This is a genomic window from Cognatilysobacter terrigena (assembly GCF_004361065.1).
Classification (GTDB): Bacteria; Pseudomonadota; Gammaproteobacteria; order Xanthomonadales; family Xanthomonadaceae; genus Cognatilysobacter; species Cognatilysobacter terrigena.
In genome coordinates this window covers 1-18550 of record NZ_SELT01000014.1, presented here as the reverse complement: position 1 = coordinate 18550, position 18550 = coordinate 1, and the positions used below count along the sequence as shown (strand labels likewise).

The 18550-nt window shown below is 66.7% G+C and carries 18 protein-coding genes; 17 read left to right on the top strand and 1 reads right to left on the bottom strand.

The features are described 5' to 3' along the window. Nucleotides 1–79: 79 nt before the first annotated feature. The 14 genes from flgJ to EVS83_RS09390 all read left to right on the top strand — a co-directional run bounded on the left by flgJ (nucleotide 80) and on the right by EVS83_RS09390 (nucleotide 13873). Nucleotides 80–1012, top strand: coding sequence for a flagellar assembly peptidoglycan hydrolase FlgJ (gene flgJ / locus EVS83_RS09455; protein WP_166636862.1), 933 nt, complete (start codon nucleotides 80–82; stop codon nucleotides 1010–1012). Nucleotides 1013–1015: 3 nt separating this feature from the next. Beyond that, the gene (gene flgK, locus EVS83_RS09450; RefSeq protein WP_133500801.1) at nucleotides 1016–2890 is read left to right on the top strand and encodes a flagellar hook-associated protein FlgK; all 1875 of its coding nucleotides are present in this window, start codon (nucleotides 1016–1018) and stop codon (nucleotides 2888–2890) included. A gap of 14 nt (nucleotides 2891–2904) precedes the next feature. Continuing rightward, a complete protein-coding gene (gene flgL, locus EVS83_RS09445) occupies nucleotides 2905–4095 on the top strand; it encodes a flagellar hook-associated protein FlgL (protein WP_133500800.1) in 1191 nt (396 codons plus the stop codon). 63 nt (nucleotides 4096–4158) lie between these two features. After that, entirely contained in the window at nucleotides 4159–4914 is a 756-nt protein-coding gene (locus tag EVS83_RS09440) for a flagellar brake protein (protein ID WP_133500799.1), read from the top strand. Nucleotides 4915–5406: 492 nt separating this feature from the next. After that, nucleotides 5407–6552 (top strand): flagellin, encoded by a 1146-nt coding sequence (locus tag EVS83_RS09435; RefSeq protein WP_133500798.1) that lies wholly within the window; start codon nucleotides 5407–5409, stop codon nucleotides 6550–6552. Between the two features lie 67 nt (nucleotides 6553–6619). Beyond that, nucleotides 6620–6937, top strand: a complete 318-nt coding sequence (locus EVS83_RS09430) for a flagellar protein FlaG (RefSeq protein ID WP_133500797.1) — start codon at nucleotides 6620–6622, stop codon at nucleotides 6935–6937. A gap of 83 nt (nucleotides 6938–7020) precedes the next feature. Next, nucleotides 7021–8352 carry a flagellar filament capping protein FliD gene (fliD, locus tag EVS83_RS09425; protein WP_133500796.1) on the top strand — a complete coding sequence of 444 codons (1332 nt, stop codon included), beginning with the start codon at nucleotides 7021–7023 and terminating at the stop codon, nucleotides 8350–8352. A 20-nt stretch (nucleotides 8353–8372) separates the two neighbouring features. Next, a complete protein-coding gene (fliS, locus tag EVS83_RS09420) occupies nucleotides 8373–8786 on the top strand; it encodes a flagellar export chaperone FliS (RefSeq protein ID WP_133500795.1) in 414 nt (137 codons plus the stop codon). Next, entirely contained in the window at nucleotides 8783–9061 is a 279-nt protein-coding gene (locus EVS83_RS09415; RefSeq protein WP_133500794.1) for a hypothetical protein, read from the top strand. The genes fliS and EVS83_RS09415 overlap by 4 nt, the downstream gene beginning before the upstream one ends. Continuing rightward, on the top strand, nucleotides 9058–9624 hold the full coding sequence (locus EVS83_RS09410) for a PilZ domain-containing protein (RefSeq protein WP_133500793.1): 567 nt from the start codon (nucleotides 9058–9060) through the stop codon (nucleotides 9622–9624). Before EVS83_RS09415 ends, EVS83_RS09410 begins: the two co-directional genes overlap by 4 nt. Before the next feature lie 67 nt (nucleotides 9625–9691). After that, nucleotides 9692–10348 (top strand): response regulator, encoded by a 657-nt coding sequence (locus tag EVS83_RS09405; RefSeq protein ID WP_133500792.1) that lies wholly within the window; start codon nucleotides 9692–9694, stop codon nucleotides 10346–10348. Between the two features lie 243 nt (nucleotides 10349–10591). Then, nucleotides 10592–12001 carry an RNA polymerase factor sigma-54 gene (gene rpoN, locus EVS83_RS09400; protein ID WP_133500791.1) on the top strand — a complete coding sequence of 470 codons (1410 nt, stop codon included), beginning with the start codon at nucleotides 10592–10594 and terminating at the stop codon, nucleotides 11999–12001. A gap of 19 nt (nucleotides 12002–12020) precedes the next feature. Then, on the top strand, nucleotides 12021–12410 hold the full coding sequence (locus EVS83_RS09395; RefSeq protein WP_115645119.1) for a response regulator: 390 nt from the start codon (nucleotides 12021–12023) through the stop codon (nucleotides 12408–12410). Next, complete coding sequence (locus tag EVS83_RS09390) at nucleotides 12407–13873, top strand: sigma-54 dependent transcriptional regulator (protein WP_133500790.1); 1467 nt, start codon at nucleotides 12407–12409, stop codon at nucleotides 13871–13873. The genes EVS83_RS09395 and EVS83_RS09390 overlap by 4 nt, the downstream gene beginning before the upstream one ends. 321 nt (nucleotides 13874–14194) lie before the next feature. On the opposite strand, the gene EVS83_RS09385 is transcribed toward EVS83_RS09390, so the two are convergent. Then, nucleotides 14195–15145: an integron integrase gene (locus tag EVS83_RS09385; protein WP_246022847.1), complete on the bottom strand. Its 951-nt coding sequence runs from the start codon at nucleotides 15143–15145 to the stop codon at nucleotides 14195–14197. A 635-nt stretch (nucleotides 15146–15780) separates the two neighbouring features. On the opposite strand from EVS83_RS09385, the gene EVS83_RS09380 reads away from it, so the two are divergent. The 3 genes from EVS83_RS09380 to EVS83_RS15895 form a co-directional block, all read left to right on the top strand. Further along, nucleotides 15781–16296 (top strand): hypothetical protein, encoded by a 516-nt coding sequence (locus EVS83_RS09380; RefSeq protein ID WP_133500788.1) that lies wholly within the window; start codon nucleotides 15781–15783, stop codon nucleotides 16294–16296. A 607-nt stretch (nucleotides 16297–16903) separates the two neighbouring features. After that, nucleotides 16904–17113 carry a hypothetical protein gene (locus tag EVS83_RS09375; protein ID WP_133500787.1) on the top strand — a complete coding sequence of 70 codons (210 nt, stop codon included), beginning with the start codon at nucleotides 16904–16906 and terminating at the stop codon, nucleotides 17111–17113. A 1017-nt stretch (nucleotides 17114–18130) separates the two neighbouring features. Further along, on the top strand, nucleotides 18131–18550 hold a 420-nt coding region (locus tag EVS83_RS15895; protein ID WP_208108725.1), incomplete at its 3' end, for a hypothetical protein.

The window sequence follows — 18550 nt, the reverse complement described above, 5'->3', positions numbered from 1 at the left end:
TTGCATCGTTCCCGACATGCGCCTGCAGACCGCCATCGCCCTGGACCACGCCACGACGCAATCGACGTCGAGGCCCGCCATGGAAAAGGCTTCGAAGGAACTGGAAACCCAGTTCGCGACGATGCTCATCAAGTCGATGCGCGCCACATCGAGCGGCGATCCGCTGTCCGGCGGCGACACGACCTATCGCGAGATGTACGACAGCCAGCTCGCCAAGGAGCTGACGAAGGGCCGCGGCCTTGGCCTCGCGCCGATGATCATGCGCCAGCTGGAGCGCAGCACCGGGCAGTCGACGTCGACGCCCGCCGTGCAGGGCCCGCTGCCCCTCGCCCGCCCCATGGGCAGCTCGATTCCGTTGGCCGCGCCGTCGGGCTTCGCGCCGATGACGCTCGGTGACTCGCTGCAGCTCGCGCCGTCGAGCAGCGGCGTGTCGATGAACATGATGGCCGCGCCGGCGACGCCCGCGACGCCCGTCGCCAGCACCGCCTCGACGAACAGCGACGCCTGCGGCCCGCTGACGCCGATGGACTGCAGCAGCCCCGAAGCGTTCGTGAAGTCGCTGTGGCCGCACGCGAAGAAGGTCGCGGAGCAACTCGGCGTGTCCGCGAAGGCATTGATCGCGCAGGCTGCGCTTGAAACCGGCTGGGGCCGCAAGCTCGTCGGCGGCAACGGCAACGTCTCGCACAACCTCTTCGGCATCAAGGCCGGCGGCAGCTGGGGCGGCAAGAGCGTCGCGTCGGCCACGCACGAATACGTCGACGGCGTGCGCCAGAGCCAGCGCGCGAACTTCCGCGCGTACTCGACGCCCGCCGACAGCTTTTCGGATTACGCGCGCCTGCTCGGCGGCAGCCGTTACGCGAACGCGCGCGGCACGGGTGATGACGCGCATGCCTTCGCGTCGGCACTGCAGCACGCGGGCTATGCGACGGACCCGTCGTACGCCCACAAGATCACCGCGATCGCGAACGGCGCCACGATGCGCCGCGCGCTCGCCGCATTGGGGAGTGCGTAACCGATGAGCGTGCTCACCACCGGCACCAGCGCCCTGCTCGCCTTCCAGCGCGCGCTCGGCACCGTCAGCCACAACGTTGCGAACGTCAACACCGAGGGCTACTCACGCCAGCGCGTCGACCTCGAGGCGCGACCGGGGCAGAACACCGGCGCGGGTTACGTCGGCGCGGGCGTATCGATCCAGAAGCTGCAGCGCCTCGCGGATGGCTTGAATTTCGCGCGACAGGCCGACAGCAGCGGCGAACTCGGTCGCCTGAAACAGCTCACCGGCTATTCCGACCGCCTCGACGGGCTTTTCAGCAACACGTCGACCGGTCTTGCGACGCCGTGGTCGAACTTCTACAGCGCGGTGAAAGGCGTGGTGTCGGAGCCCGGCTCCAGCATCGCCCGCCAGGCCATGCTCGATTCCGGCGACCAGCTCGCCGCGCGCTTCCGGGCGGTGGATTCGCAGCTCACCTCGATGGGCACGGAATCCGACCAGCGCTTGGCCGCGCAGGTCGACGTCGCCAACCAGCTCGCGACCGAGATCGCCAAGCTCAACCAGCAGATCACGACGTCCGGCGCCAACGCGAGCCCGGACCTCATCGACCAGCGCGACCTGCGCATCGACAAGCTCGCCTCGCTCACGGGCGCGCAGGTGGTCGCGCAGGACGACGGCGCGCTCAACGTCTTCAGCGGCGGCCAGGCGCTGGTGCTCGGTGCGCGCGCCGGAAAGCTGACGCTCGCGCAGGATCCGTACCGCGCCGACCGCAAGGTGCTGTCGATGGACACGCCCGGCGGCCCGGTGAAGCTGCAATCCGGCTCGGTGTCGGGCGAGATCGGCGGCCTGCTCGAATTCCGCGAGCGCGTGCTCGATCCCGCGCGCGCCGACCTCGGCCGCATGGCGACCGCGTTCGCGATGTCGATGAACACGCAGAACCGCGCGGGCGTCGACTACACCGGCACTGCGGGCGCCGGCCTGTTCTCGGTTCCCGCGCCGCCCGTCAATTCAAGCGCGATGAACACCGGCACGGCGTCGTTCACCGCGAGCGTCACCGATCTCAGCGCGCTCAAGGGTTCGGACGTCGAACTGCGTTTCAGCGGCGGCACGTGGGGCGCATTCCGCTCCGGCACCGGTGAACCGCTCACGATGACGGGCACGGGCACGGCGGCGAATCCGCTGGTGGTCGAAGGCGTTTCGCTCGTCGTCAGCGGCGCCGCCGCGAACGGCGACAAGTTCACGTTGCGCCCGACGTCCGAAGCCGCGGGTTCGATCCAGCTGATCCAGAAGGATCCGAACCGCATCGCTGCGGCATCGCCGCTCACCGCGAAGGTCGACCCGACCAATCTCGGCAACGCGAAGCCGGGCACGATGTCGGTGACCGACCCCACGCAGTTCGCCTCGTTCACCACGGCGCAGGTCGATTTCATCGACGCCACGCACTACACCGTCGATGGCGGCGCGCCGCAGCTCTATACCCCAGGTCAGCCCGTGACCGGCAACGGCTGGTCGATGAAGCTCGACGGCACGCCGGGCGCCGGCGATTCGTTTTCGCTCGCGCGCACGCCGGCCAAGTCGACCGACAACAGCAACGCGCGCCTGCTCGCCACGCTCGACGACAAGACCGTGCTCGACGGCGGTACGACCGGCATGACGACGGGCCTGTCGCGCATCACCGCACGTGTCGGTTCGGCATCGTCGAATGCGCAGATGAACCTGGATGCGCAGCAGGTGCTGCACGACCAGATCACCGCCGAACGCGACTCCGTATCCGGCGTGAACCTCGACGAAGAAGCGGCGGACATGCTGCGCTACCAGCAGGCCTACCAGGCCGCGGCGCAGGTCATCTCCACCGCCGAAACCATGTTCCAGACGCTGCTCGGCGCCGTTCGCGGCTGATCGGAGACTCCACGATGCGCATCTCCACCGCAGGCCTCTATCAGCAGGGACTCTCAGCGCTGATGAAGCGCCAGTCCGACATCGCCAAGACGCAGCAGCAGCTCGCGACGGGTAACAAGCTCACGCGCGCCGCCGACGATCCCGCCGGTGCCGCTCAATCACAACGCCTCGACTATGCGGTGTCGCAGCTCGACCAGTTCGACAAGAGCGCGGGCCTGCTGCAGAACCGCCTGCAGGCGCAGGAGGCCGCGCTCAGCGACAGCAACGACTACCTCGCGCGCGTGCGCGAACTCGTCGTGCAGGCGAACAACGGCACGATGTCCGACGCCGACCGCCAGACCGCGGCCGCGGAAATCCGCCATCTGCGCGCGAGCCTTCTCGACGTCGCGAACCGCAGCGACGGCAACGGCCGCGCGCTGTTCGCCGGCCAGCGCGATGCCGTCACGCCCTTCTCCGATACCGCGGGTGTCGTCACCTACAACGGCGACGACGGCCAGAACCGCGTCGACGTCGCGCCCGACATGGCGCTCGCCGATGCCGATCCGGGCAGCGAAGTCTTCATGCGCGCGCTCACCGGCGACGGCACGATCCGCGCGTCCGCGACTGCGGCGAACGGCGGCACCGGCGTGCTGCAGCAGACGAGCGTGACCGATCCGTCCGCATGGAACGGCCGCACGCTGACGCTGAAATTCACCGCGCCCGGCGCGTGGCAGATGCTCGACGGCGCGACCGTCGTCGGCAGTGGCACCTACACCGACGGCGACACGTTGCAGGCCGCGGGCGTCAAGACGCGCATCACCGGCGCACCCGCGACGGGCGACAGCTTCACCCTGCAGTCTGCACCGCGGCAGGACGTGTTCACCACGCTCGAAACGCTGGCGGACGCGCTGGAGACCCCGACCATCACCGCGCAGCAGAAGGCGCAGATGGGCAACGCGCTCAGCAGCGCGCTGGCGGACGTCACCCAGGCGCAGGAGCACCTGATGGCCGTGCGCTCGAGCACCGGTTCGCGCCTGGCGTCGCTCGACCAGGCCGCGGACGATCGCTCCGGCACCGCGTTGTCGCTCAAGGAAACCCTGTCGGGCCTGCGCGACACCGACTACGCCGAGGCCACCACCCGCCTGAGCCTGCAGATGACCGCCATCGAGGCGGCCCAGAAGACGATGTTGCGGGTGCAGTCGCTGTCCCTGTTCGACAAGCTGTAAAGTCGGCCGCATGCAGATCCCGACCCCGCGGCGACCGTACGCCGCCCCCCGGAACGCCATCGCATGAGCGAGCGCCAGACCTACGCCCAGGGCGATGGCGAGAGCCTGTACGAGAAGTACATGCTCCATCACCCCGCGGATATCCGCGGTTGCCTGAAGCAACTCGTCGAGAAGCATTGCGTGCTGCTCGTGCACGCCGCGGGCACCGAGAACGCCGTGTCCGTGGCGCTCGGCGTGGGCGCGACGTCGCTGTGGATCGACGTGCCGCGCGATGCTGCGCTCACCGAACAACTGCTCGCCGCCGATCGCCTGCGCTTCGAAAGCTCGATCGACCGCATCACCGTGCGCTTCGCCACCGGCGCCGCGCGCATGGGCACGCATGAAGGCCTGCCCGCGCTCGAAGTGCCGGTGCCGGTCAAGGTGATGCACCTGCAGCGTCGTGAATACGTGCGGCGCGAACCGCCGGGCACGGTGTCGTGCATCCTGCCCGTCGATGCCGACAGCGGTACACGCCGCACCGTGCGCGCCACGATCGCCGACATCGGCGGTGGTGGTCTCGCGGTTCTGACGAGCGACGATGCGAGCATCGAGGTCGCCACCGGCGACGTGTATCCCGGCGTCGTCCTCGAACTGCCCGAACAGGAACCGATGACGGTGACGCTGCGCGTGCAGCATGCACAGCGCATCGACCAGCGCGGTCGTCGCGTGTGGCGTGCCGGCTGCAGCTTCGTCGACCTCACCGTGCAGGACCAGGCGCGACTGTTGCGCTACGTCATGCAGCTCGATCGCATGCACATGGCGAAGATGCGCGACGACTGATCGTCACTGCATCGATGCACACGGAACGCGACGCCTCGTGCGTCGCGTTTTTGTATGTGCGTCATGCGAATGCTTTGCCGTGCAATCGGCACCCGCTTCTGTCGAGCGATGCATGGGAAACGCACCTCTCGTGATCAGAACGCGACCGCGCCCGCGCGCGAACACGCAAAAACCCGCGAAAACCACGGGAAATTCAATGTTTTTCGGTCCCGGCCGATAACGTCGCCCCGCATTTTCGAGCGAACCATTTCATGACCGCGCGAACGGCCGCTCAAGTTTTCCGTGACGTTGCCGAACGCGCATGCGCATCCGGCGTGGCGTGCATCACAACTTGCGCAAAAACGTCTTGACGGGCTCAAGCGGCCTAAAGCCCCGCGCCGGTGGTGCCGTTACTCACCACAGCAGCGGCGAAGGCAATCCCGCCGAACCCTGCAGAAACCGGCTCGAAAGGCTTTCGCCGCCCCGCCGGATCACAACTGGAGACAAGCAGAAATGTCCGCCATTAATACCAACGTGATGTCGCTGAACGCGCAGCGCAACCTGTCGACCAGCGGCTCGAGCCTCGCCACCAGCATCCAGCGCCTGTCGTCGGGCCTCCGCATCAACAGCGCGAAGGACGACGCCGCCGGCCTCTCGATCTCCGAGCGCATGACCTCGCAGATCCGGGGCCTCGACCAGGCCGCCCGCAACGCCAACGACGGCATCTCGCTCGCTCAGACCGCCGAAGGCGCGCTGGGTGAAGTCGGCAACAACCTGCAGCGTATCCGCGAGCTGGCCGTGCAGGCCTCGAACGGCACGAACTCGCAGTCGGACCGTGACGCGCTGAACGCCGAAGTCACGCAGCTGCAGTCGGAAATCCAGCGCGTCGCGCAGACCACCAAGTTCAACGGCGTGAACCTGCTCGACGGTTCGTTCGCCGGCGTCGCCTTCCAGGTCGGCGCGAACTCGGGCGAGACCATCACGGTCGCCTCGATCGCCAACGTGCAGACGTCGGCTCTCGGTGGTTCGGTCACGCGTTACTCGGGTTCGGTCGCCGCTTCGTCGGTGTCGGGCTTCGCGACGGCGATCGCCGCCGGCGGCGTGACGATCAACGGTACCGACATCGGCGCGATCGCCGCTGCCGGTAGCGCCCAGGAGCGCGTCGGCCAGCTCGCCGAAGCGATCAACCGCGTCTCGGCGCAGACGGGCGTCGGCGCGTCGTACGACCAGGCTTCGGGCCAGCTGACGCTGTCGTCGTCGGCCGCGATCACGGTCGCCGGTACGACCAACAGCGCGACGGTCGGCGGCTTCGCCAACGGTGCGGTCGGCTCGTCGAGCACGACGACCGGTATCGGCAACGTCAACGTGTCGTCCTTCTCCGGTGCGCAGATGGCGATCGACGTCGCCGACGCGGCGCTGAAGTCGGTCAACACCTCCCGCGCCAACCTGGGTGCACTGCAGAACCGCTTCACCTCTGTCGTGTCGAACCTCAACACCACCTCCGAGAACCTGTCCGCTTCGCGCAGCCGTATCCGCGACGCCGACTACGCCAAGGAGACCGCCGAGCTGTCCCGCACGCAAATCCTGCAGCAGGCCGGCACCGCGATGCTCGCCCAGGCCAACCAGGCGACGCAGGGCGTCCTCAGCCTCCTGCGCTGATCGCTCCATCGTTCCAAACGAAGCCCGGGACGCCATCGGCGTCCCGGGTTTTCGCGGGTGAGTCGCCATGACCGACCTCGCATCCGTCAAAACATTGCTCCCGACCTCGACCGTCCCGGCCGGGGTTTCGTCGTTGGCGCACGTCGCGACGACTGCCGCACCCGCGCCGCCCCGCACGCCGGCCGCGCTCCAGAAACAACTCGACGAACTGATCGCCGACAGCGACACCTCGCTGCGCTTCCGCGTCGACTCCACCTCGCACCGCATCGTCGTCTCCGTGCTCGATCGCGAAGGCGCGGTGATCCTGCAGATTCCCGACGAAACCGCGCTCGCCATCGCGCGACGCCTCGCAGTCACCGGCTCGCTCCTCGACGCCCGCGCCTGAACAGGCCAAGCCGCTAAAGGCCGTTGCCCCGCCGCCGTTAACCAATCCGGGAAAGCGCCGCACGTGGCGCATTCGGAGGTTTCATGGCCAGCGTCTCCGGCACAGGCGGTTCGATCGATGTCACCACGCTCGTCAGCCAGCTGATCGCAGCCGAGCGCGCGCCGACCGACCGGCGCCTCGACGCCATCCAGAAGACGACGCAGTCGGAGATCTCGGCGTTCGGCCAGATCACGAGTGCGATGTCGAGCCTGCAGTCGTCGATCAAGCGCTACGACGCGGAGGGCGCACTTCCGGGCCGCAAGGCGACCGTCGCCACCGACGCCGGCTACACCGCGAGCGCGACGTCGTCGGCGAAGCTCGGCAGCTATTCGATCAGCGTCGAGAAGCTCGCGACCGCGCACAAGCTGCAGTCGACGCCGGTCAACGCGACCACGCAGCTCGGCTATGGCCGACTGAGCCTGCAGGTCGGCGGCGGCACGCAGATCGACATCGACATCGCCGACGGCAGCGGCACGCTCGCGGGCATCCGCGATGCGATCAACGCGAAGGCCGGCGACAAGGGCGTCACCGCAAGCATCGTGCACGGCGACGCCGGCGACGTGCTCACGATCGCCGCGACGAAAACCGGCAGCGCCGGCCAGATCACGATCACGACGTCCGGTGGCGATGGCGGCCTCGGTGCGCTCGCTACCAGCGGCGGCACGCTCACGCAGATCGCGCCCGCCCAGGACGCGCAGGTGAAGATCGATGGCGTGCTGCGCACGTCGAGCTCGAACACGCTCGGCGACGCGCTCGACGGCGTCACGCTCACGCTGACGAAGGCCACGCCGAACACGCCGGCTTCGCTCGACGTCACCACCGACGCCAGCTCGCTGAAGGCGTCGCTGCTGGTGTTCGTCAGCTCCTACAACACGGCGCTCAGCCAGATGCGCTCGCTCACGCAGGCTGGAAGCGACGGCAAGACCGCGGGCACGCTGGTGGGCGACGCGACGCCGCGTTCGATCATGCAGGGACTGCGCTCGATGGTCTCCGGCGCGTACGGCGACCTGTCGAAGCTCGGCTTCAAGACGGCCGTCGACGGTTCGCTCACGCTCGACGGCGCGAAGTTCGACACCGCCATCGCCGCGGACCCCGGCGCGGTCAGCAAGCTGTTCGGACCGAACGCGGCGCTGGGCAAGCAGCTGCGCGGTTCGATGGATTCGTGGGTCGGCACGGGCAGCGTTTTGAGCAGCCGTACCGATAGTCTCAATAAAAAGCTCAAGGATCTGCAGAAGCAGCGCGATAACTACGAGGTACACATCGACCAGCTCACCACGCAGTACCGGACGCAGTTCACCGCGCTCGACGCACTCGTGACCAAGCTGCAATCGACGAGCACCTATCTCTCGCAGCAGTTGTCGTCGCTGTCGTCCTGATCGAAGCACCGAGCACCGCCATGAGCATCCACGCCTACGCCAACCAGTACCGACAGACCGCCGTGTCCAGCGCGGTGCTCGAAGCCGATCCGCATCGCCTCGTCGCGCTGATGTTCACCGGCCTGCGCGAGCGCCTGCAGCTCGCCGCCGCGTGCATCGACGCCGGCAACATCGCCCGCAAGGGCCAGGCGATCAGCGAATCCTCGACGATCGTCGGCGCGCTCGCCGGCTCGCTGAACATGGAAGCCGGCGGCGAGATCGCGCAGAACCTGCTCGCGCTCTACGACTACATCCAGCGTCGCCTGCTCGAGGCGAACGTCGCCAACGACACGAGCGCGCTGCGCGAGTGCGACGGCCTGATCGCCGACATCGAGTCCGCCTGGAGCGCGATTGCACCCGGCGCCGCACCGCGCGTTGCGGGAGCCGGCGCATGACCGTCGGCCTGCCGACCGATGCGATCCGCACCTGCATCGCCAACAGCGATTTCGACGGCGCCCACGCGCTGCTGGTCGAACACGAAAACGCCTTACGCGCCACCTTCGAGAACGGCACCGATGCCGAAATGGGCTGCCGCGAATCCTGGCTCGACCTGCTCGCGGCGCAGCGCGCGCTGATCGAGGAACTGCGCGATGCGCGCGACGAAGCGCAACGCACGCTCGAGCGCATGGGCCGCGACGGCCGTGCGATCAAGGCCTACCTCGCCGGATGAACGCCGAGGCCGCGCGCGATTCCTTGTTCGGCGACGCGATCGCCAGCGAGGACGCTCGGCCGCTCGCGCTCCTTCCGCCGCTACCTGAAGCCCGCCAGCGCGCCGCGCTCGCACGCGCCGAAGCGCTGATGCGCGCCCTCGCGCTCGTCGACGAAACGCGCGGCGAGGAATCCGACGAACCCGGCACCGATCCGGCCGTGCGCCGGCTCGAAGCGAAAGTCGATCTTCTTGTCGGCCTCGTCGGCGCATTGATGCAACGCGACCAGCCTGTCGATCCGGTGCGTCCGCTCGACTGGTCCGCGCGCGGTGCCGCGGTGTCGATGACGCGCGACGACACAGTGCCGGCGATCGGCGACGCCGTCGTGTTGCGCCTGCAGCCGTCCGACACGCTGCCCGAACCGTTGCTGCTGCCGGCGCACGTGCTCGCGATCGAAACCGGCAGTGATGGCGCCCGCGCCTGGCTGCGTTTCGATCCTTTGCCGGCAAGCCTCGAAGCCCTCCTCGAACGGCATCTGTTCCGCCTGCACCGTCGCGCGGTGGCGGAGCGGCGACGCCAGCGCTGAACGCCGCGTCTTGGCGATGCTGTGCCCGCTCGGCTAAGGTGCGGCCACCTCCCCCGATCGTGAATGCGTGCGCGTCCTGATCTGCGACGACCACACCCTGATCCGTGCCGGCCTGCGCCGGCTCGTCGAATCGTTCGACGGGATCGAGGTCGTCGGTGAAGCGGCGGGCGGCGATGAAGCCGTGCTGCGCACGCGCGACCTGCATCCGCACGTCGTGCTGCTCGATCTCTCGATGCCCGGCCGCAACGGCTTCGACACGCTCGAAGAACTGCGCCGCGTCGCACCCGAAACGGCAGTCGTGATCATGTCGATGCACGACGACAGTGCGCACGTTCGCGAAGCGATCGCGCGCGGCGCGCAGGGTTTCGTGGTGAAGGAAGCCGCGCCGGCCGAGCTCGACATCGCGTTGCGTGCCGCGTTCGCGGGCCGCGTCTACCTGAGCCCGCAGGTGTCGTCGGCGATGCTCGGCGATGGCGGCAACCGCGCGCGCAAGGGCACCGATCCGTCCACCCTGCCCCCGCGCCAGCGCGAGATCCTCGCCGCACTCGGCGCGGGCCGCACGACCAAGCAGATCGCGGCCGACCTCGGCATCTCGATCAAGACCGTCGAAACCCATCGCGCGCGACTCATGGAAGCGCTGGGTTGCCGCAATGCGGTCGAGCTCGTGCGCACGGCCGTCCAGTGGCAGGCGCGTCTGCCGTCGAAGGACGCGCCGTCGCCCTGAGCAGGCCCGACCGTTCGTCGGGGAGTGGTTCAGCTTCCCGACTGCAGCGGCGGCACTTTTTCGGAGCGCGCCACAGTTCCTGTCGAAAAGCCGGCAGTGGCGTAAGGGTTTCCCCGACCTCCCCTACCTGAAGCGCCGCCGGTGCGTCGGGAATACCCCGATCCGAGCTCTGGCACGACTCCTGCACGATGCACTGCAGGATTCATGCCGTACTAACACTTACTGGTCCACCGGGAGGCTCGAATGAAGGCGTCGGTTCGCGCGCAGATGTCGCAGTCGCTCAACCTGACGCCGCAGTTGCTGCAGTCGATCCGACTGCTGCAGCTGACCGCGCCGCAGCTCGAGATGGAGCTGCGCCAGGCGCTGGACCGGAACCCGATGCTGGAACTCGACGAAGGCGACGAGGCCGGCGAAACCGATGCGGACGCGCATGACGCCGCATTGGACGAAGCGTCGTTCGACGCGGCGGCCTGGGACGAGCTACCCGAGCCGCAGTTCCTGTCGGGCATGAGTGGCGGCGTCACCGTGGGGGATGACGACGCCACCGCCCGTATCGCGGATGGCGAATTCAGCGACTGGCGCCTGCGCCTGCTGAAGGAACTGCGGCTCGACTGGTCGACCGGCGACCTTCTGATCGCCGCGTGGTGGCTGGATCGCACCTCCGACTCCGGCCTGCTCGAAGGCGAACTCGACGCGCTGACCGCGGAAGGTGCCGGCGAACTCGGCGTGAGCCCGAAAGCAATGCAGATCGTCCGCCTGCGCCTGCTCAACGGCGACTGGGCCGGGCTCTGCGCCGTCGACGCCTGCGAATGCCTGTGCGCGCAGCTCGACCGTCTGCCGGAGGGCCAGGACCGCGACCTCGCGCGGCGCATCGTGCGCGACCACCTCGCCACACTCGCCCGCCACGACGGCCGCGCACTGGCCGCCGCCCTCGACTGCACCGTCGACGCCGCGGACGCGGCGGTCGGTCTCATCCTCTCGCTCGACGCCTGCCCGGTGCCGGAGCCTTCGATCCGCGACGACGATCACGTCGTGCCGGACGTCGTGGTGCGCAAGCTCGGCGGGCAATGGCGCGTGAACCTCAATGGCAGGACGCTTCCGAAGGTGCGCATCTCCGCGCACTGCGAGTCCGGCCTGTCCGGCGCCAGCGGCGACGTCTCCGCGCTGCGCGGCCTGCTCGACGAAGCGCGCTGGCTCGTCCGCGGTATCGCGATGCGCAACGACACGCTGCTGCGCACGACGCAGGTGCTGGTCGAGCGCCAGCAGGCCTTTCTCGAACAGGGCGAAGAGTCCATCGCGCCGCTCACCCTGCGCGAAGTCGCCGACGCCATCGGCATGCACGAGTCGACCGTCTCGCGCATCACCACCGGCAAGTACATCCAGACGCCGCGCGGCACGTTCGAGCTCAAGCGCCTCTTCGCGGTGCGGCTGGAGGGCGCGGAAGTGTCCGGCGCCGCGGTCAAGGCGATGGTCAAGCGCCTGATCGACGCCGAACCGCCGCACGCGCCACTCGCCGACGACACGATCGCCGGTCTGCTCGCGCGACAGGGCGTGCGCATCGCGCGCCGTACGGTGGCAAAGTATCGAGACCAGCTGGACATCGCCCCCGCGCGGGCACGCCAGCGGCCCGTCGCCGCCGCCGCGGTGCGGTGAGGGATCCGAGGAGAAGGGAATGCTGAGCGTCCTGCTGGTCGACGACCACGAAGGCTTCATCAACGCGGCCGTGCGCCACCTGCGTCGACTCGACTGGGTGAACATCGTCGGGTCCGCCGGCAACGGCATCGAAGCGATCGCGCAGTGCGAGGCGCTGCGTCCGGACGTCGTGCTGATGGACCTCGCCATGCCCGAGATGGGCGGCCTGCAGGCCACGCGCCTGATCAAGGCGCAGGACGCCCCGCCCTACGTCGTGATCGCCAGCCATTTCGATGACGCCGAGCATCGCGAGCACGCACTGCGCGCCGGTGCCGACGCGTTCGTCAGCAAGCTCTCCTACATCCACGACGTCATGCCGCTGCTCGAGAAGTTGGCCGGGCGCGCGGCGGAGGTCGGAGCGACCGAATGAGCGAGTCGCGCATCCTGGTGGTGGATGGCGACATGGCGCGCGCGGAACGCGTCGCCACTCTGCTGGAATTCATGGACTTCACCCCGCGCCTCGTCGCCGACACCGCGGACCTCGATCTCTCGCGTTCGAAAGCGAGCGACTGGGTCGCGATCGTCGCCGGTGACGTTGGCGATGTCGCCGCGTGGTCGGCATTCGCCGACTGGCTCTCGCGCCAACCGCTGCATCCGCCGCTGATGGTGCTGCCCGGTCACGACGAGCGCGCGCCATGGCGTTCGCTCGTGCATCCCGATTCGGTGTGGCCGCTCGATTACCCGATCCGTCGCCCGCAACTGCAGGAAGCGCTCCGTCGCGCCAGCCTCAAGCGAATCGACGAGGAAGAGCGCCAGGAGAAGCAGAGCGTCGGGCCGACGGGGTCGTCCGAAGCGGTCGTGCGTCTGAATCGCATGATCGACCAGGTCGCCGGCTTCGATACGACAGTGCTGATCCTCGGCGAATCCGGCACCGGCAAGGAAGTCGCGGCGCGCACGATCCATGAGCGTTCCAAGCGCGCCGGCAAGCCGTTCGTCGCGATCAACTGCGGCGCGATTCCGGCCGACCTGCTCGAAAGCGAACTGTTCGGCCACGAGAAGGGCGCGTTCACCGGCGCACTGACGCAGCGCAAGGGCCGTTTCGAGATGGCCGAGGGCGGCACGCTTCTGCTCGACGAAATCGGCGACATGCCGATGGCGATGCAGGTGAAGCTCTTGCGCGTGCTGCAGGAGCGCACGTTCGAGCGCGTCGGCGGCACGCAGGTGTATTCGTGCAACGTGCGCGTCGTCGCCGCGACGCATCGCAACCTCGAGGACCAGATCGCGAAGGGCGGTTTCCGCGAGGATCTCTTCTATCGCCTCAACGTCTTCCCGATCGAGATGCCCGCGCTGCGCGAACGCACGGAAGACCTGCCCGATCTGATTTCCGCGATCACGCGCCAGCTCGCCGACAGCGGTCGCGGCCGCGTCTCGCTGACGGGCGAAGCCGTGAACGTGCTCAAGCACTACCACTGGCCCGGCAACGTGCGCGAACTGCACAACCTGCTCGAGCGCCTCGCCGTGCTGCATCCGAACGGACAGGTGCGCGCCGCCGACCTCCCCGCGCGCTATCGCGCCGGTGTCGCCGAACTGCCCGTCGAGCCGGTGGCCGCGAACCCGACGCCCGCCACGGTGATCGCCGCGACACGCACGCCATCAACGGCGCCTTCGACGGCTTCGCCTGCGGATCCTTCGACGATCAATCCGCGCGCGACACTGCCGCCGGAAGGTCTGGACCTGAAAAGCCACATGGCGGAACTCGAACTCGAGCTCATCCAGGCGGCGCTGCAGCAGGCGAATGGCGTGGTGGCGCACGCCGCGCCGTTACTGGGCCTGCGTCGGACGACGCTCGTCGAGAAGTTGCGCAAGTACGGGATTGATCGCGACGCGGATTGAGGCGTCGAGAGGACGCCTTTCGCGTGACGTATCCTGCACGACGTTTCCTGACTGTCACGTTTCGTATCCGCTCGGTCGTTGTCCCTCGGTGTCGTGATTGCCGTCATCGGCGGTCGTTGTAAGGGATGCGCGATCGACTGCCGTCGCGTAATTCCCTGTTGCGTAAGCGGCGTGCGTGCCGTCACGCCGACCGCACGAAGGTCGCTCGCCCTTGACGTTGGGTTCGTAGTCGACAAAAGGCTCCTCGCGCGATACACGCAACGCTGAGATGCGCCGAAGCGCACGGCTGCGAAGCGCACTACCTGGTTCGCGTCCACACGATCAGAACTGACGATCGAGCGGACTCAGGACCGCACCCGCGCCACGTCCTAACACGTGCGTATAGATCTGCGTCGTGCCGAGATCCTTGTGGCCGAGCAGCTCCTGCACGGTGCGGATGTCCTGCCCACTCTCGAGTAAGTGCGTCGCGAACGAATGACGCAGCGTATGGCAGGTCGCGGGCTTCGTGATGCCCGCCAGCGTACGCGCACGCTTCACGGCGCGCTGCAGCGCGCTGTCGTCCAGATGGTGACGATGCGTCTTGTTCGTTCGAGGATCCACCGATCTATGAGCGGACGGAAATACGAACTGCCAACCCGGCTCGCGCGCCGCATTCGGATACTTCTTGGCCAGTGCATGGGGAAGACGCGCCTCGCCGAATCCTTCCGCCAGATCATGGCGGTGCAGCAACATCGACCGTTCGATCGCGCGGCGCAGATCTTCCCGCAGCGTCTGCGGCAGCGGCACCCGGCGGTCCTTGTCGCCCTTCCCTTCCCGCACCACGATCTCGCAGCGCTCGAAATCAACGTCTTTGACGCGCAGGCGCGTGCATTCCATGAGGCGCATGCCCGTGCCGTAGAGCAGCGCCGCCATCAGTCGCGTCTGCCCATCCATCGCACCGAGCAACCGATCGATCTCGCCGCGCGACAACACCACGGGAATACGCCGAGGCCGCTTCGCGCGCACGACGTCCTGCATCCACGGCAGCTTCAGGCCGAGAACTTCGCGGTAGAGAAACAACAGCGCAGCGAGCGCCTGGTTCTGCGTACCCGACGCGACGTCGTCGCGTGCGGCGAGATCGGTCAGGAACCGCTCGACCTCCGCACCACCCAGCTCGCGCGGATGCCGCCGGCCATTCGCGAGAATGAAGCGTCGCACCCAACTGACGTAGGCACGCTCGGTGCGGAGGCTGTAATGGCGAACCCGCACGCGTTCTCGCACGAGGTCGAGCAGACGTTTTCCGTGGCTTGCGTCTGTTCTGAGGTTCGTTCCTGCACTGGGTGCAGCATCTTCGCGATAAGCATCGCCCAGCCAGTGGATGCCGTCGTCGCCGGGCGACGTGTCCCGACGACCCGCCAGGTTCCTCGCTGGTACTTCGCGCGAGCCCGGCGTCGACGTGCTGGCTCCAGACGAGCGCGGAGGCGAGTGGGAACGCGTATCGGGCCACCCGCCGGCCCCGGAGCGATAGCGATTGCTTCCAGGCGGCGGGTCCTCTGCGACACGAAGTCCCAGCTGCCTACCCAAGCTTCGGTAAAGCGATACCAGCGCATCCATGCGACGTTGCGTCCTCAGCACTGCAAGAAGAGGTGGCAATCGTGCAGAACGTTTTCGTTATGTGCGCTAGGGCAATGGACGAATAGAGCGTCGGACAATTCCGCTGCCGGCGAGGCGTCGCTTACCCCTCCACGGACGCCGCGATAACGGATTACCGATGAGCACGCCGCGCCAAACAGTCGGACCAAGTCACGGGCCACTGCGGCCAGAGCTAAACTATTGTTTCGTAATAGACTTCTGGCCGAGCCTGCCTCCTTCTTCCTTGCGGAGCGGTTACCGCTGTGCTTATTCAAGAGAATCGGTGTTAGGCGGCTATGAAAGTATCTGAGCTACATGCGGCTTTTATTTCCGAGCTGGTGGAGCTTATGCCCGGCTGGACGTTCGTTAAGAGCAGTCGTCACTTCAAGCGAACCGACGGGCACGTCCGTTGGCTGTTCCACGTTTCGTTCGCGAACTACTCCGACGCATTCGACGCACTCGGGGACGTTGCAGTTGAGTACGTGGCTATGAAAAAGAGAGTTGCCATCATCGGTGCGCAACTGGCCAACATTGCCGGCACGGGCTATTCACCCCATCCGGTTTCTTCCCGCGCGTCCGCGATAGATTCCGCAAGGGCGCTTGCCGCCGAGTTCCAGGCGGTCGGCCTGCCAGTCCTTCAGCGCTACTCCGATCCGGCGGTTGCTCTGGCAGCGCTTGAAGCCGGCGGAAGGGAGGCGCTTCTAATTAGTCCGCTGTCGAATCTGCATGCCCAACAATTGGAAGCCTTGCAGAAGCTCTGTGCGCCGCCTAACAATTCGTCCAAGCCGACGCCGCTTCGCGGCGCGGCTTAACTCAAGCGTTAGCTGCGATGGACAGCAAGTCAGCGCTCGAAGCATTTGCCCAGCGATACGTCGTGGCTAGTTTCCGCGAGCGCTTCCTCCACGAAGCTTCGAAGCGCCCCGAGAGGTTGTACTCGCGCATCTGCCACAACATCGAAGAGATACTGCCGTCAGCCTTCGCCGGGAAACGTGCACGGTTCTCCAGCGATGACCCGTGCCTAGTGCTGGAAGACTCCCGCGGCTTCCGAGCCACCACGTGGGGCGCGCTACAGCGTCGGATTGGCTTAGGTGAGGGTCTCTTGGTGGTTGGCAATGATGGCTCGCGGTTCTACGCTGAGACCGAGGGTGTCAAAGGCGGTCCTTCCGTGGTGTACGGGCATGGCAGCTAACAATTCGTCCAAGCCGACGCCGCTTCGCGGCGCGGCTTAACTCAGGTGTTAGCGCCATGAATGGAAGTGTTTCAGCCCTTGTAGTCGCTCTGGCGATAGGCGGTGCAAGCTTGGCCTACTCGCCCATGCCTTGTGCGTGTGAAAACACATGGCAGCTGGTCTATGCGGCGGCCGGGCTTCCAAGCAGCTTCCCTTACCGCTACTACACGCCTCTTCAGATTGAGCGGGGCATGAATCGCCAACTGAAAGGCGTGCTCATCCGCGGCTCCAGCAGCTACTACTTCGATGCATGCAAGGAAATCCGGCCTCTTGTTCTGGAGTGCATCCTCGATACGGAGCAGGCAGGCAGCCGCCGCCGCGGGTACGCTATCCAGATGAACTTGACCGCGGCGGGCAGATTCGAGAGGGCGCATGTGCGGTTGCAGTCCTCAAGGCGCTAACAATTCGTCCAAGCCGACGCCGCTTCGCGGCGCGGCTTAACTCACGTGTTAGGGCGCACACATGTCTTCATGCGTTTTGCGGGTTTCAGGATCGACTGCGAAGGTCCGCCGCTTTCTGTCTGAGTCGAAACTGGAACCCGTGCGTGTGTACTGGAAGGGGGAGCCGCGTCTGCCAGCAAGCAGGGGTAACGTCCAGGAGTCGGGCTTCAACATCCAGTTGTCTGACGCCGAAGGGATCCTCAAACAAGCTCAGGGCGCGGTTCGGTTCGCAAAGAAGCACCGTGCAACCCTAAGTCTCATCCCTGAGCTAGGCTTTCGCACCGTGGTCATTGATTTCGGGCTGCATGATTTGGCAACCGAAGATCGGCCTTGGCCAAGCTATAGCATCCCTGCCCAGGCGGTCCGTCTCGCCGCGGACCTCGGTGCAACTATCGAGCTGTCGTTCTATGGGCCGCCATGAGGGTGCGCCCTAACAATTCGTCCAAGCCGACGCCGCTTCGCGGCGCGGCTTAACTCAGGTGTTAGCTGCCTTTGGGAGTTGATTGCATGCGCTGTCTCGTCATTGCGGCACTGGCCGCAATATGTCTTGGAGGCTGTAGTCGGAGCCAATCGCCACAGGTTCCCGCAGAGGCGGAGCGGACGTGCACGTCAGCCGCGCCATTCGTCGCATGGGCCGGTCCTGCGCCCGATCTGAGCGCAGCGGTCACACTCGGATATGAAGTGCGGTTACCTCCTGGCAAGCCGACAGTCGATTTGGAACGTTACGTCCGCTCGCAGGGGTTTGCCGTCGAATTGCGCGATCTTCCGGGTAGCCCGCCTGTCGTTGTAGCGGTCATTGCCAAGAAGACCGGGCAGTTCTCCCTTCAAACGATAAACTCGATCAGTGCCGGAGCAGCGCCTCACAGTGCCTGTAGTTCCGGCAGCTCCGTGAGCATCCAGCCGAGCACGCGCGGTAGCTAACAATTCGTCCAAGCCGACGCCGCTTCGCGGCGCGGGTCAACTTCGGTGTTAGCTGCCATGAAACAAATTCGCGTCTTGTGGCTACTTGGCGGCTTCATCGTTGCACCGGCAATTCCGCCACTAGTTCTGTCGTGCCGTGACATTCTGAGCGGCACTGATCAGTCCCTAAGCGTCTTCTTAGCAATTAGCCTTGTCACTTACGCGTTCTCAGCGCCTATCGTCGCAGCGATAGGCTTACCCGCTCTCTTGCTAGCTCGCCGTTTGAGGCTAGACCGCTGGTGGATCGCAGCACTTTTCGGCGCCGTGTGTGGCGCAGCCGTGTCGTTCACGTTCTACTCTCAAGACCCGCCAAGTAGTGCCATTTTGAAGTTCGCTGCTTGGGGCCTGTCTATTGCCTGGCTGGTCTGGCTAAGCTGGCGTCTCGGCGAAAAGCACGAAGCTCGGCTGGCAGCTAACAATTCGTCCAAGCCGACGCCG